Below are 13,431 nucleotides of genomic sequence, written 5' to 3' on the forward strand. Positions count from 1 at the left end.
TTTTTTGAATATCGACCGTCGAGGCCCGCCATGACCGCACACCCTCTGCAGCCCATGCCCCGCCCCATTGCGCGCGCCGTCCGCCTGCTGGCAGCCATGGCCGTGGCGGCCGCGTCCATCGCCCATGCGGCGCAGACGCAGATCGCCGACGAGCCGCTGATCACGCAGGCGGAATTCAAGCCCAAGCCGAATCTGATGGTGATCCTGGATGACTCGGGGAGCATGGGTTCGGACTACATGCCTGACGTCGCAAACTACGCCACATCCCGGTTTGGCCTCTACACCCCGCAATGCAATGGCGTTGCTTACGACCCCAGCTACTCTTACACGCCGCCACGCAAGTCCGATGGCACGTCTTACGATCCTGCCGTCTTCACTGCCGCCTTGGCAGACGGTTTCGACAGCACCAGCACGTCCGTGGACCTTACCGGCAACTCCCGCACCCTCACCGTCACGATGGACACGGCAGTGGGTTCAAGCGCCACCACGTTCACTTTTCGCAGCAACAACACCGCCGCACTTGGCGCGGGCAGTTTTCCGCCCGGCGTCAAAGTCAAGCTGACCGGCGGTGGCAGCAGAGTGATCGAGGGCACTGTCGATACGTGGACATACGACGCCGGCACCGACAAAGGCACCCTCAAGCTCAAGAACATCACGACGGCCAGCGGCACCGGTACTGCAACTGCCTGGACGGCCACATTTGCCGGCCAGTTCTATTTCACCTACAGGGGTTCCGAGCCGAAGCTGGGCTATACGTACGACACCAGCGGCACCGTTCAGGACAACACCTTCAGGAACCAATGCAACCTGAGCCGCACCAGCGCATGGGGCACGGCCAACGGCAACGTGTTCGAGTTCAACGTCATCACTGCGGAATCGCCCGAAGCCATCAAGACGAACTACGCCAACTGGTATTCGTATTACCGTACGCGCCAATTGCTGATGCGTACAGCCATGGGCCAGGCGTTGGGCCCATTGGGCGAGGACTACCGGATTGGCTTCATGACGATCAACAAGCGGAGCAAAGCCAGCGGAACCGGGGACGCCGAGTTCAGGCCGGTCATTGATTTCAATGCCGCACACAAGGCGGATTTCTACAGCAGCCTCTATACGTCTGCAGCAAGCGGCAGCACGCCTCTGCGCGGCGCCCTATCCACGGCAGGCCGGTATTTCGCAAAGAACCTCAGCAGCCAGAAAACCGACCCGATGCAATATGCCTGCCAGCGCAATTTTTCGCTGCTGACCACGGACGGCTACTGGAATGAAACCTTCAACGGCAACGGCGGCCTAGGCGCCGCCACTATCGGCAATGCCGATGGCGGGGCTGGCGCTCCATACCAGGATAGCCATTCCAACACCCTGGCCGACGTTGCGTATTACTACTACGCCACCGACCTGCGCAACGGCACACCGGGGTCGGCCGCTTGCACGGGTGCGCCGGTCAACGGTAATCCGGGCCAGGATGTCTGCGCCAACATTGTTGCCCCTTCCGGCAAAGACACTGCCACACACCAGCACATGACGACCTTCACCATCGGCTTGGGCGTCATCGGCAACAAAGCTTTCACCACCGATGAAGCGGCAATCAAGAACATCACCTGGGACGAGCCGGTGAACAACACCATCACCACCGTGGACGACCTTTGGCACGCCTCGATCAATGGACGGGGCCAGCATTACTCTGCGCAAGACGCCCAGCAATTGTCCACGGCCATCCAGGGCATCGTGACAGCGATCCAGGACGTGACCGGCGCGGGCTCAGCCACGGCCACCAGCACGCTCGACCTGGTGCAGGGCGACGGCAACATCGCCTTCGAGGCCAGCTACACCACGGGCTCGTGGTTCGGGGACGTGCAGGCGCGCGAGCTGGATTCGCATACGGCCGCGGTGAAGGCGGGCGACCCGAAATGGTCGGCCCGCGCAAAACTGGACGCCAAGAGCGCCGCCAGCCGCAAGATCTACTTCAAGAACGGCACGGCGCTGAGCGAATTCACCTGGGATAACCTGACCACTGCGCTCAAGGCGAATTTCCAGGACCTGTGCGCCAGCCCGGCCAGGCTGACGCAGTGCGCCACCCTGAGCACGGGCAACAAAACCACGGTGAACGGCGGCGCGGAGCTGGTCGCCTACCTGCGCGGCGACCGCACCAAGGAAGCCACAGCCACCAACGCCACCGCACCGCTGTTCCGCGAGCGCAAGTCGGTGCTGGGCGACATCATCAACAGCAAGCCCGTCCACGTGGGCAAGCCGCCGTTCGGCTATACCGATGCCGGCTACGCCGCGTTCAAGACCAGCCAGGTCAACCGCAAGAAAGTGGTCTACGTGGGCGCCAACGACGGCATGCTGCACGCGCTGGACGCGGCCACGGGCGAGGAGCTGTGGGCCTACGTGCCCACGGCGGTGATGCCCAACCTCTACAAGCTGGCGGACGTGAAGTACGGCAGCAACACCAGCCAGCCGCACACCTATTTCGTGGACGGCAAGACGGTGCAGGGCGACGTGTACATCAACGGCGCCTGGAAGACGATCCTGGTGGGCGGGCTGAACAAGGGCGGCCGGGCCTACTACGCGCTGGACGTCACCGACCCCGACGCGCCGGAGGCGCTGTGGGAGTTCACCGACGACAACCTGGGCCTGACGTACAGCGACCCGGTCATCAGCAAGCTGGCCGACGGCACCTGGACGGTGGCCTTCGGCTCGGGCTACAACAACGTCTCGCCCGGCGACGGCAAGGGCCGCCTGTTCGTGGTGAATGCCGCCACGGGCGCCGTCCTGCGCGACATTCCCACCACGGCAGGCAGCACCGCCACGCCGAGCGGGATGGCCAAGATCAACGTGTGGGTGAAGTCCCTGAGCGACAACACGGCGCAGCGCTTCTACGCCGGCGACCTGCTGGGCAACCTGTGGCGCTTCGACGTGGACGACCTGGTGGCCCCGAAAAAGGGCGCGCTGCTGCTGGCGCGGATGCAGGACGCGAGCGGCAACGCCCAGCCCATCACCACCGAGCCCAAGCTGCGCGAGTACGACAAGCAGCCCATCGTGGCGGTGGCCACGGGCCGCTACCTGGGGCGCGACGACATCGACGACACGCAGGTGCAGTCCATCGCCGCCATCCGCGATCCGCTGACGGCCACGGGCTGGGGCGTGGTGCGCACCAGCAGCGCCTTCAAGAAGGTCACGATCGCCAAGACCGGCACCACCGCCAGCGGCGCGGCGGTCACGGTGGACTGGGCCACGGGCGGCGGCTGGTGGGCCGACCTGCCCACCGGGGGCGAGCGCGTGGCCATGCCCATGGAGTGGGACGGCGCGCGGCTGCTGGCGGCCACCACTCTTCCGGACGGCAATCAGTGCAAGTCGGGCGGCGCGTCGTGGCTGTATTCGTTCGGCCTGGCGGGCGGCGCGACCAAGGGCGAGCAGTACAGCCCGGACACGCTGATCGTCGGCTTCAGCGTGGTGACCACCGACGATGGCAAGCCCAAGATCATCGTGCGCACCAGCGGCAACAAGACCGACGTGAAGGACGGCACGGGCCTGGGCGGCGGCACGACGATCAAGCGCGCGCGGCGGGTTTCGTGGCGGGAGCTGAATTAGCCGAAGCTATCAAAAAGTGAGCTTCAAGCGCTTTATGGGCAAGCGCTATAGGCCATTTTGATGTGCATTTTCTGAGGCAATCCGCTCGCGCGGATCGAGCAGTTCGCACAGCAGCTCCACATGGCTGCTGCGCAGGCAATCCAGCCCCATGGCGGGCTCATGGCCCAGGATCATCTGCGTCAGCAGCGCGTACATCACGGGCGCTATCACCAGCCAGGGCTCGCGCACGATGACGCTGGGCGGCAGGCCGAGCCGCGCGGCATGGGTGCGCAGCATGTCGGCGAGCAAGGCCATGTTGGGCCGCACCACGTTGTGCTCCCACAGTTCCACCAGGTCCTTCACGCGGCCCCGCTCCGCCGCCAGCAGGCGCAGCGTGACCACCGCGGCGGGCCGCTCCAGCAGCCCCGCGTACAGCCTGTCCACCAGCCATTGCGCAAAGGCCCGCGTGCCGGCCTCGACGGGCGGCACGGGCGGCTCCTGCCACTCGGGGGGCGCCAGGGAACGGTGGAGCAGGGCCTCAAAGATCACGTCCTTGCTGGCGAAATGCGCATACAGCCCCCCCTTCGACAGGCCGCAGCGGCGGCCGATGTCGTCCATCGTGGTGGCGGCGAAGCCGCGTTCGGAAAACTCCACCAGGGCCGCATCCAGGATCTGCGCAACGCGCACCTGTGGCGCCAGGCGCCGCCGCGCCGGCGGGGCCGAGGCAGCGCAGGAAGGCTGGATAGGTTGCTGCATGGTGTCTCTCATCGTGGTCTGGCCGGTATTTTGACCGTTTTGACTACCGACCAGTCGGTATTTAAAATGCGCTAATTTGACGACCGTCAAATCAAACACGCGCAACGCGCCTAAAGTCGCCAGGGCGCTCCCCGAACACCCGCCGAAGGACCCGTTTCATGCCCGACACCTTTTCCGCAGCGGCGCTGGCCGACCAACTGGATACGCAGTTCCACGCCGCGCTGGCGCGCCGGTTCTTCTCGCTCTCCCCGGCTGCGGGCATGCTGGCCGCCAGCGACTGGGCGCTGCACCTGGCCGTGTCGCCCGGCAAATGCATGGCCCTGGCCCGCCTGGCCCTGCGCCAGAGCGAGGAGCTGGCCGGCTACGCCCGCGAACGCATGACCGCCGGCGCCGACCCGCAGCTGCGCCATGGCGTGCAGCCCCCGGCCCAGGACAGGCGCTTTGCGGCGCCCGAATGGCAGCAGTGGCCGTTCAACTACATGCACCAGTCGTTCCTGCTCACCCAGCAGTGGTGGGCCGCCGCCACGCACGGCGTGAAGGGCGTGGAGAAGCACCACGAGAACGTGGTGGCGTTCGCCGCCCGCCAGCTGCTGGACGTCTTCTCGCCCGGCAACCAGCTGGCCACCAACCCGGTGGTGCTGCAGCGCACGCTGCAGCAGGGCGGCGCCAACCTGCTGCGCGGCGCGCTCAATGCGGCCGACGACCTGCAGCGCCTGGCCGCGGGCAAGCCCCCCGCGGGCACGGAGGACTTCGTGGTCGGCCGCGACGTGGCCGTCACGCCGGGCAAGGTGGTGCTGCGAAACCGCCTGGTGGAGCTGATCCAGTACACGCCCACGACCGAGGCCGTGCACCCCGAGCCGGTCCTGATCGTGCCGGCCTGGATCATGAAGTACTACATCCTGGACCTGTCGCCGCACAACTCGCTCATCCGCTACCTGGTGGACCAGGGCCATACGGTGTTCTGCCTGTCCTGGAAGAACCCCGGCTACGAGGACCGCGACCTGGGCTTGGACGACTACCTCAAGCTGGGCTTTCACGCCGCGCTCGACGCCGTCAACGCCATCGTCCCCAAGCGCAAGGTGCACGCCACGGGCTACTGCCTGGGCGGCACCCTGCTGGCCATCGCCGCCGCCGCGATGGCGCGCGACGGCGACGCGCGCCTGGCCTCGCTGTCGCTGTTCGCGGCGCAGACCGATTTTTCCGAGCCGGGCGAGCTGGGCCTGTTCATCGACGAGAGCCAGGTCAACCTGCTGGAGGCGCAGATGACCCAGACCGGCTACCTCAAGGCCAGCCAGATGGCGGGCGCGTTCCAGATGCTGCGCTCCTACGACCTGCTGTGGTCGCGCCTGGTCAATGAATACCTGCTGGGCGAGCGCACCCCGATGAACGACCTGATGGCCTGGAACGCCGACGCCACGCGCATGCCGGCCAGGATGCACGCGCAGTACCTGCGCCGGCTGCTCCTCGACGACGACCTGAGCCGGGGCCGCTACCCCGTGGGCGGCAAGCCGGTCTCGCTCAGCGACATCACGCTGCCCATCTTCATGGTGGGCACGCTCACCGACCACGTCGCGCCCTGGCGCTCGGTGCACAAGCTGCACCACCTGACCACGACCGAGATCACCTTCGCCCTGACCAGCGGCGGACACAACGCCGGCATCGTCAACCCGCCGGGCAACCCGCGGCGCCACTACCAGCTGCGCACACGGCCCGCCGGCGGCAACTACATGGCGCCCGACGACTGGCTGGCGGCGGCGCCTGCCGCGCAGGGCTCGTGGTGGCCCGCCTGGCAGGAGTGGCTGCAGGCACGCTCGGGCAAGCCCGTTGCACCGCCGCACATGGGCGCACGCGGCTACAAGGCGGGCGCCGACGCGCCGGGCCACTACGTACTGGAAAAATGAGCATGACCCGGAACCTGCAAGGCAAGAAGGGGCTGGTGGTCGGCATTGCGAACGAAAGCAGCATCGCCTGGGGCTGCGCGCGTGCCTTCCACGCCGCCGGCGCCGACCTCGCCATCACCTGGCTCAACGACAAGGCAAGGCCCTATGTGCAGCCGCTTGCCGAGCGGCTGGAGGCCGGCATACAGATGCCGCTGGACGTGGAGCAGCCTGGCCAGCTGGAGGCGGTGTTCGACACCATCACCCGGCAATGGGGGCGGCTGGACTTCGTGCTGCACTCCATTGCCTTTGCCCCGGCCGCCGACCTGCATGGCCGCGTGATCGACTGCTCGCGCGAGGGTTTCGCGCGCGCCATGGACGTCTCCTGCCATTCCTTCCTGCGCATGGCCCGGCTGGCCGAGCCGCTGATGCCGCAAGGCGGCAGCCTGCTGACCATGAGCTACCTGGGCGCGGCGGAGGTCATCGACAACTACGGGCTCATGGGCCCCGTCAAGGCAGCGCTGGAGTCCGGCGTGCGCTACATGGCCACGGAGCTCGGCCCCAAGGGCATACGCGTGAACGCCGTATCGCCCGGCCCGCTGGCCACGCGCGCGGCATCGGGCATTGCGCAGTTCGACCAGCTCATGGCCGACGCCGTGCAGCGCGCACCGCTGGGCCGCCTGGTGGACATTGACGACGTGGGAGCGCTGTGCGCCTTCCTGGCGGGCAATACGGCGCGTTCGATCACTGGCAGCACGCTGTACGTGGATGCCGGCGTGCACATCATGGGTTGAACACATGAACGCATACACACACACACCCGGCCGCATGCGGCACGCCGCATGCGCGGCGGCTGCGCTGCTGCTGGCGGGCTGCACATCGCTCGCCCCTCCCTACGAAGCCCCGGCCCTGCCCGTGCCGGCGCACTACGCCGGGGTGGCAGAGGCAGGCAACGCACAGGCTGCCGACATGGCCTGGCGCGACTACTTCACCGACCCGGCCCTGCAGGCGGTGATTGAGCAGGCGCTGGCGAACAACCGCGACCTGCGCCGGGCCACGCTGCGCGTGGCCGAGGCCCGCGCCGCCTACGGCATCCAGCGCGCCGAAGAGCTGCCCAGCGTGGGCGCCAGCGCCGGCCTGATGCGCATCGGCCTGCCCGACAACCTGACCTCCCTGGCCAGCTCGCTGCCCGCCACGCTGACCAGCTACAGCGCCTTTGCCGGCATCAGCAGCTGGGAGTTGGATCTTTGGGGCCGCGTGCGCAACCTGAGCGAGGCGGCGCTGCACCAGTACTTTGCCGCCGAATGGACGCAGCGCGGCGCTGCGGTCAGCCTGGTGGCGCAGACGGCCAACGCCTGGCTGGCCCTGCGCGAAACCGACGAGCGCCTGGCCCTGGCACGGCAGGCACTGGACAACCGGGCCGAGTCGCTGCGCATCTTCAGCCGGCGCATGGAAGTGGGCGCCACTTCCCGGCTCGACCTGACCCAGGTGCGCATGCTGCACCAGCAGGCCCGGTCCCTGGTCGCGCAACTGGAACAGCAGCGCGCCACGCAGCAGCATGCGCTCGACCTGATCGTCGGCGCGCCCACGCCCGTGGCCGCAGGAGCGCGCCTGCCCGCCACCGACGCCCTGCGCCCCCTGCCCGCGGGCCTGCCCTCGGACCTGCTCACACGCCGCCCCGACATACAGGCCGCCGAGCAGCAGCTGCGCGCAGCCCATGCACAGATCGGCGTGGCGCGTGCGGCCTTCCTGCCGTCGATCTCCCTCACGGCCATGGCCGGCAGCGCCAGCGGCGAGCTGAGCGACCTGTTTGGCAGCGGCACCGGGGCCTGGCTGTTCCGGCCCGCCATCAGCGTGCCCCTTTTCACGGCGGGCAAGCTCCAGAACAACCTGAACCTGGCCGAGGTGCGGCGCGACGCCGCCGTGGTGCAGTACGAGCAGGCCATACAGGGCGCGTTCCGCGATGTGTCCGACGCGCTGGCCACGCAGGCGGGCCTGACGCAGCAGGTGCAGGTGCTGGACGACATGCTCGCCACCCAGGTCGAGCGCGCACGCCTGTCACGCCTGCGCTATGACAACGGCGCCGCGCGCTTCCTCGAAGTGCTGGACGCCGAGCGCGACCTGCTGGCCACGGCGCAGCAACTGACGCAGACCCGGCGCGCCCTGCTGTCCAGCCGCGTTGCGCTGTATGCCGCCCTGGGCGGCGGCGCAGACCCCTCCCCCGTATCCATGAATCCGAGCGCTACACCATGAACCCGACCGTCAAAAAATGGATTCCCGCCGCCATCGCGGTGGCGCTGGCCGTGAGCGGCTATGTCTACTGGACCGGCCACCGCGACGCCGGGCCGGGCGAAGGCTTCGTGAGCGGCAACGGCCGCATCGAGGCGACCGAGGTGGATGTGGCCACCAAGCTGGCGGGCCGCGTGCAGGCCATCCTGGTGGACGAGGGCACCTTCGTCAAGGCCGGACAGGTCCTGGCGCGCATGGACATCGGCAGCCTGCAGGCCCAGCGCGAAGAGGCCGCCGCGCGTCAGGTGCAGGCCAAGACCGCCGTCGACACCGCACGCGCCCAGGTGGTGCTGCGCGAGAGCGACCTGCGCACCGCCGAGGCCCAGGTGGCCGCGCGCGCGGCCGAACTGGACGCCGCCGAGCGCCGCCTGGCGCGCTCCATCACGCTGGAGAAGGAGGGCGCCTCGTCCGGCCAGGAGCTGGACGACGACCGCGCCCGCGTGCGCACCCAGCGGGCCTCGCTGGACGCCGCCAAGGCCCAGGTGGCCGCTGCGCAGGCAGCGGTGACGGCGGCCAAGGCGCAGGCCACCGGCTCGGTTGCATCGACCGATGCGGCCATCGCCACTGTCGCCCGCATCGATGCCGACCTGCAGGACGCGCAGCTGGTGGCCCCGCGCGACGGACGCGTGCAGTTCCTCGTGACCCAGCCCGGCGAGGTGCTGGGCGCCGGCGGCAAGGTGCTGAACCTGGTCGATCTGTCCGACGTGTACATGACGTTCTTCCTGCCGGAGACCGTGGCCGGCCGCGTGGCGCTGGGCGCCGAGGTGCGCCTGGTGCTGGACGCGGTGCCGCAGTTCGTGATTCCGGCGCAGGTCAGCTTCGTCGCCAGCACGGCGCAGTTCACGCCCAAGACGGTGGAGACGGCGAGCGAGCGGCAAAAGCTCATGTTCCGCGTCAAGGCACGCATCGACCGGGCGCTGCTTGCCAAGTACCCGGAGCAGGTCAAGACAGGCCTGCCCGGCGTGGCATGGGTGCGGCTTGATGCCGACCAGCCCTGGCCCGCCAACCTGGCCAACGTCGTGCAGCCATGACGCAGAGCGAGCCCGTCGTTCGCCTGCAGGACCTGCGCCAGCAATACGGCAAGACGCAGGCGCTGGCCGGCGTCACGCTGGACGTGCCGGCCGGCTGCATGGTGGGGCTGATCGGCCCGGACGGCGTGGGCAAGTCCAGCCTGCTGTCGCTGATCGCGGGCGCGCGTGCCGTGCAGTCGGGCAGCGTGCAGGTGCTGGGCGGCGACATGGCCAGCAAGGCGCACCGCGACGCCGTCTGCCCGCGCATCGCCTACATGCCGCAGGGCCTGGGCAAGAACCTGTACCCGACGCTGTCGGTCGAGGAAAACCTGCAGTTCTTCGCGCGCCTGTTCGGCCACGGAAGCGAGGAGCGGCGCCGGCGCATCGACGAGCTGACGCGCTCCACCGGGCTGCACCCGTTCCTGAACCGGCCGGCGGGCAAGCTCTCGGGCGGGATGAAGCAAAAGCTCGGCCTGTGCTGCGCGCTGATCCACGACCCCGACCTGCTCATCCTCGACGAGCCGACCACCGGCGTCGATCCGCTGGCGCGCTCGCAGTTCTGGGACCTGATCGATCGCATCCGCCGCCAGCGCCCCGGCATGAGCGTGATGGTGGCCACCGCCTACATGGACGAGGCACAGCGCTTTCACTGGCTGGTGGCCATGGACGAGGGCCAGGTGCTGGCCACGGGCGCGCCGCAGGAGATGCTGGAGCGCACCGGCTGCTCCTCGCTGGAGGACGCCTTCATCGCCCTCATGCCCGAGGAGAAAAAGCGCGGCCACCAGCCGGTGGTGATACCGCCGCTGCAGGTGGACGACGCAGACGTCGCCATCGAAGCCCAGGGCCTGACCATGCGCTTCGGCAACTTCACTGCGGTGGACCACGTCAACTTCCGCATCCGCCGGGGCGAGATCTTCGGCTTCCTCGGCTCCAACGGCTGCGGCAAGTCGACGACCATGAAGATGCTCACCGGCCTGCTGCCCGCGAGCGAGGGCAAGGCCTGGCTGTTCGGCAAGCCGGTCGATCCGCACGACATCGCCACGCGCCGGCGCGTGGGTTACATGTCGCAGGCGTTCTCGCTGTATGGCGAGCTGACGGTGCGGCAGAACCTGGTGCTGCACGCGCAGCTGTTCCATGTGCCCGCCGACCAGCAGGCCGCGCGCGTGCAGGCCATGGTCGAGCGCTTTGACCTGCAGAACGACCTGGACGCCCTGCCCGAGAGCCTGCCGCTGGGCGTGCGCCAGCGCCTGTCGCTGGCCGTGGCCATGGTGCACGAGCCCGAGCTCCTGATCCTGGACGAGCCGACCTCGGGCGTGGACCCGATCGCACGCGACCGCTTCTGGCAGTTGCTGGCCGACCTGTCGCGGCGCGACCGGGTGACGATCTTCATCTCCACCCACTTCATGAACGAGGCCGCGCGCTGCGACCGCATGTCGATGATGCACGCCGGGCGCGTGCTCGACAGCGACCGGCCGGCCGCACTCATCGCCAAGCGCGGCGCGGCGACGCTGGAAGATGCCTTCATCGGCTACCTGGTCGAGGCCGAGGGCGATGCCCCCGCGGCGGACGAGGAGCCGGCGGCCGTCGTGCAGGCCGCCCCCGCGGCAGCACATGCCAGCCCGGCGCACAGTTCGGCCTTCAGCCTGCAGCGCCTGTTCAGCTACCTGTGGCGCGAAGCGCTGGAGCTGCAGCGCGACCCGGTGCGTGCCGCGATGGCGCTGCTCGGCTCGCTGGTGCTGATGTTCGTGATCGGCTACGGCATCACGATGGACGTGGAAAACCTGCAATACGCCGTGCTCGACCGCGACCGCACGGAGGCGAGCCAGAACTACGCGCTGAACCTGTCGGGCTCGCGCTACTTCATCGAACGTCCGCCGGTCATCGACGAGGCCGACCTCGACCGGCGCATGCGCAGCGGCGAGCTGTCGCTGGCCATTGAGATCCCGCCCGGCTTCGGGCGCGACATGCTGCGCGGGCGCCCGGTGCAGATCGCCGCCTGGATAGACGGCGCCATGCCGCAGCGCGCCGAGACCATTCGCGGCTACGTCGCCGGCCTGCACCAGCAATGGCTGCTCCAGCAGCTGCGCGAGCGCGGCATCTCCATGCCGCAGTCCGCCAGCGTGGAGACACGCTACCGCTACAACCCCGACGTGAAAAGCCTGCCCGCCATGGTGCCCGCCGTGATTGCGCTGCTGCTGCTCATGCTGCCGGCCATGCTGACGGCGCTGGCCGTGGTGCGCGAGAAGGAGCTGGGCTCCATCATCAACCTGTACGTCACGCCGGTCACGCGGCTGGAGTTCCTGGTCGGCAAGCAACTGCCCTACGTGGGGCTGGCGATGGTGAACTTCCTGCTCATGTGCGCCGCGTCCATCACCGTGTTCGACGTGCCCATCACCGGCAGCTTCTGGACGCTGGCGCTGGCGACGCTGGTGTATGCCGTCGTCGCCACGGGCATCGGCCTGGTGGCATCGTCCATCACCAACAGCCAGAGCGCGGCCATGTTCATCGCCCTGGTGGTGACCATGGTGCCGGCCGTGCAGTTCAGCGGGCTGCTGCACCCCGTCACCTCGCTGGAGGGCGCGGGCCGCATGATCGGCGAGATCTTCCCGGCCACCTACATGCTGATCATCAGCCGCGGCGTGTTCAGCAAGGCACTGGGCCTGCGCGAGCTGGGCAGCGTGCTGGTGCCGCTGTTGATCGCAGTGCCGGTAATCATGGGCGCGGCCGTGGCGCTGCTGAAGAAACAGGAGGCCTGACGGCATGAACGCATTCACCCGCCACCTGGCCAACATCGCGCGCCTGGGCGTCAAGGAGCTGTGGAGCCTGTGGCGCGACCCGATGATGCTGGTGCTCATCGTCTACCTGTTCACGGTGGCCGTGTATTCGTCGGCGCGCGCCATTCCCGAGACGCTGCACATGGCCGCCATCGCCGTGGTGGACGAGGACCATTCCCCGCTGTCGCAGCGCATCATCGGCGACTTCTACCCGCCGCTGTTCACCCGGCCGGCCGTGATCACGCGCGACGAGATGGACGCCGGCATGGACACCGGCGCCTACACCTTCGTGCTCAACATCCCGCCCGACTTCCAGCGCGACGTGCTGGCGGGGCGCGCACCCGCCGTGCAGCTGAACGTGGACGCCACGCGCATGAGCCAGGCCTTCAGCGGCAGTGGCTACATCCAGCAGATCGTGCTCGGCGAGGTGCAGGACTTCACGCGCCGCTACCGCGCGAGCACCACGCTGCCCGTGGACCTGAACGCGCGCATGCGCTTCAACCCGTCGCTGACCCAGGCCTGGTTCGGCGGCGCCATGCAGTACGTCAACTACATCACCCTGGTGTCCATCCTGCTGACCGGCGCGGCACTGATCCGCGAGCGCGAGCACGGCACCATCGAGCACCTGCTGGTCATGCCCGTGACGCCCACCGAGATCATGCTCGGCAAGGTCTGGGCCATGGGCCTGGTGGTGCTGGTGGCGGCCGGGCTGTCGCTGGGCGTCATGCTGCGCGGCGTGCTGGGCATGCCCATCGAGGGCTCGGCGTCGCTGTTCCTGGCCGGCGTCGCGCTGCACCTGTTTGCCACCACGTCCATGGGCATCTTCCTGGCCACGGTGGCACGCACCATGCCGCAGTTCGGCCTGCTGGTGATGCTGACCATCCTGCCCATGCAGATGCTCTCGGGCGGCAGCACGCCGTTTGAATCCATGCCGCTGTTCGTGCAGCGCGTCATGCAGGTGGCGCCCACCACGCATTTCGTCGAACTCGCGCAGGCCATCCTGTACCGGGGCGCCGGCATCGACGTGGTGTACAAGCCCTTCCTGATCCTGGCGCTGATCGGCAGCGCGCTGTTCGCGCTCTCGCTCTCGCGCTTTCGCAAGACCATCAGCCAGATGGCCTGAATGATGATTTCGCCGCCGTGAAACAGCCGCCT

At 68.4% G+C, this 13,431-nt stretch carries 8 protein-coding genes; 7 read left to right on the forward strand and 1 reads right to left on the reverse strand.

Annotated features, from left to right (window positions below):
* Positions 1-30 precede the first annotated feature (30 nt).
* The gene (locus ALIDE2_RS21865; protein WP_013723170.1) at positions 31-3,591 is read left to right on the forward strand and encodes a pilus assembly protein; all 3,561 of its coding nucleotides are present in this window, start codon (positions 31-33) and stop codon (positions 3,589-3,591) included.
* 45 nt (positions 3,592-3,636) lie between these two features.
* On the opposite strand, the gene ALIDE2_RS21870 is transcribed toward ALIDE2_RS21865, so the two are convergent.
* The gene (locus ALIDE2_RS21870; RefSeq protein ID WP_013723171.1) at positions 3,637-4,326 is read right to left on the reverse strand and encodes a TetR/AcrR family transcriptional regulator; all 690 of its coding nucleotides are present in this window, start codon (positions 4,324-4,326) and stop codon (positions 3,637-3,639) included.
* 158 nt (positions 4,327-4,484) lie between these two features.
* On the opposite strand from ALIDE2_RS21870, the gene ALIDE2_RS21875 reads away from it, so the two are divergent.
* Genes ALIDE2_RS21875 through ALIDE2_RS21900 form a run of 6 tightly spaced genes read left to right on the forward strand, consistent with a single transcriptional unit; the run spans position 4,485 to position 13,399 of the window.
* Positions 4,485-6,227, forward strand: a complete 1,743-nt coding sequence (locus tag ALIDE2_RS21875; protein ID WP_013723172.1) for a PHA/PHB synthase family protein — start codon at positions 4,485-4,487, stop codon at positions 6,225-6,227.
* Positions 6,228-6,229: 2 nt separating this feature from the next.
* A complete protein-coding gene (gene fabI / locus ALIDE2_RS21880; RefSeq protein WP_041701171.1) occupies positions 6,230-6,997 on the forward strand; it encodes an enoyl-ACP reductase FabI in 768 nt (255 codons plus the stop codon).
* Positions 6,998-7,001: 4 nt separating this feature from the next.
* On the forward strand, positions 7,002-8,456 hold the full coding sequence (locus ALIDE2_RS21885) for an efflux transporter outer membrane subunit (protein WP_013723174.1): 1,455 nt from the start codon (positions 7,002-7,004) through the stop codon (positions 8,454-8,456).
* On the forward strand, positions 8,453-9,523 hold the full coding sequence (locus ALIDE2_RS21890) for an HlyD family secretion protein (protein WP_013723175.1): 1,071 nt from the start codon (positions 8,453-8,455) through the stop codon (positions 9,521-9,523). Before ALIDE2_RS21885 ends, ALIDE2_RS21890 begins: the two co-directional genes overlap by 4 nt.
* Complete coding sequence (gene rbbA, locus ALIDE2_RS21895) at positions 9,520-12,258, forward strand: ribosome-associated ATPase/putative transporter RbbA (protein ID WP_013723176.1); 2,739 nt, start codon at positions 9,520-9,522, stop codon at positions 12,256-12,258. The genes ALIDE2_RS21890 and rbbA overlap by 4 nt, the downstream gene beginning before the upstream one ends.
* 4 nt (positions 12,259-12,262) lie before the next feature.
* Positions 12,263-13,399 (forward strand): ABC transporter permease, encoded by a 1,137-nt coding sequence (locus tag ALIDE2_RS21900; protein WP_013723177.1) that lies wholly within the window; start codon positions 12,263-12,265, stop codon positions 13,397-13,399.
* Positions 13,400-13,431 lie beyond the last annotated feature (32 nt).

This window comes from Alicycliphilus denitrificans K601 (assembly GCF_000204645.1).
Lineage (GTDB): Bacteria > Pseudomonadota > Gammaproteobacteria > Burkholderiales > Burkholderiaceae_C > Alicycliphilus > Alicycliphilus denitrificans.

What these genes read in the sequence shown, in the direction of transcription:
- ALIDE2_RS21890 (WP_013723175.1), top strand. Translation starts at nt 8,453, where the DNA reads ATGAACCCGACCGTCAAAAAATGGATTCCCGCCGCCATCGCGGTGGCG.
- ALIDE2_RS21885 (WP_013723174.1), top strand. Translation starts at nt 7,002, where the DNA reads ATGAACGCATACACACACACACCCGGCCGCATGCGGCACGCCGCATGC.
- fabI (WP_041701171.1), top strand. Translation starts at nt 6,230, where the DNA reads ATGACCCGGAACCTGCAAGGCAAGAAGGGGCTGGTGGTCGGCATTGCG.
- ALIDE2_RS21875 (WP_013723172.1), top strand. Translation starts at nt 4,485, where the DNA reads ATGCCCGACACCTTTTCCGCAGCGGCGCTGGCCGACCAACTGGATACG.
- rbbA (WP_013723176.1), top strand. Translation starts at nt 9,520, where the DNA reads ATGACGCAGAGCGAGCCCGTCGTTCGCCTGCAGGACCTGCGCCAGCAA.
- ALIDE2_RS21865 (WP_013723170.1), top strand. Translation starts at nt 31, where the DNA reads ATGACCGCACACCCTCTGCAGCCCATGCCCCGCCCCATTGCGCGCGCC.
- ALIDE2_RS21870 (WP_013723171.1), bottom strand. Translation starts at nt 4,326, where the DNA reads ATGCAGCAACCTATCCAGCCTTCCTGCGCTGCCTCGGCCCCGCCGGCG.
- ALIDE2_RS21900 (WP_013723177.1), top strand. Translation starts at nt 12,263, where the DNA reads ATGAACGCATTCACCCGCCACCTGGCCAACATCGCGCGCCTGGGCGTC.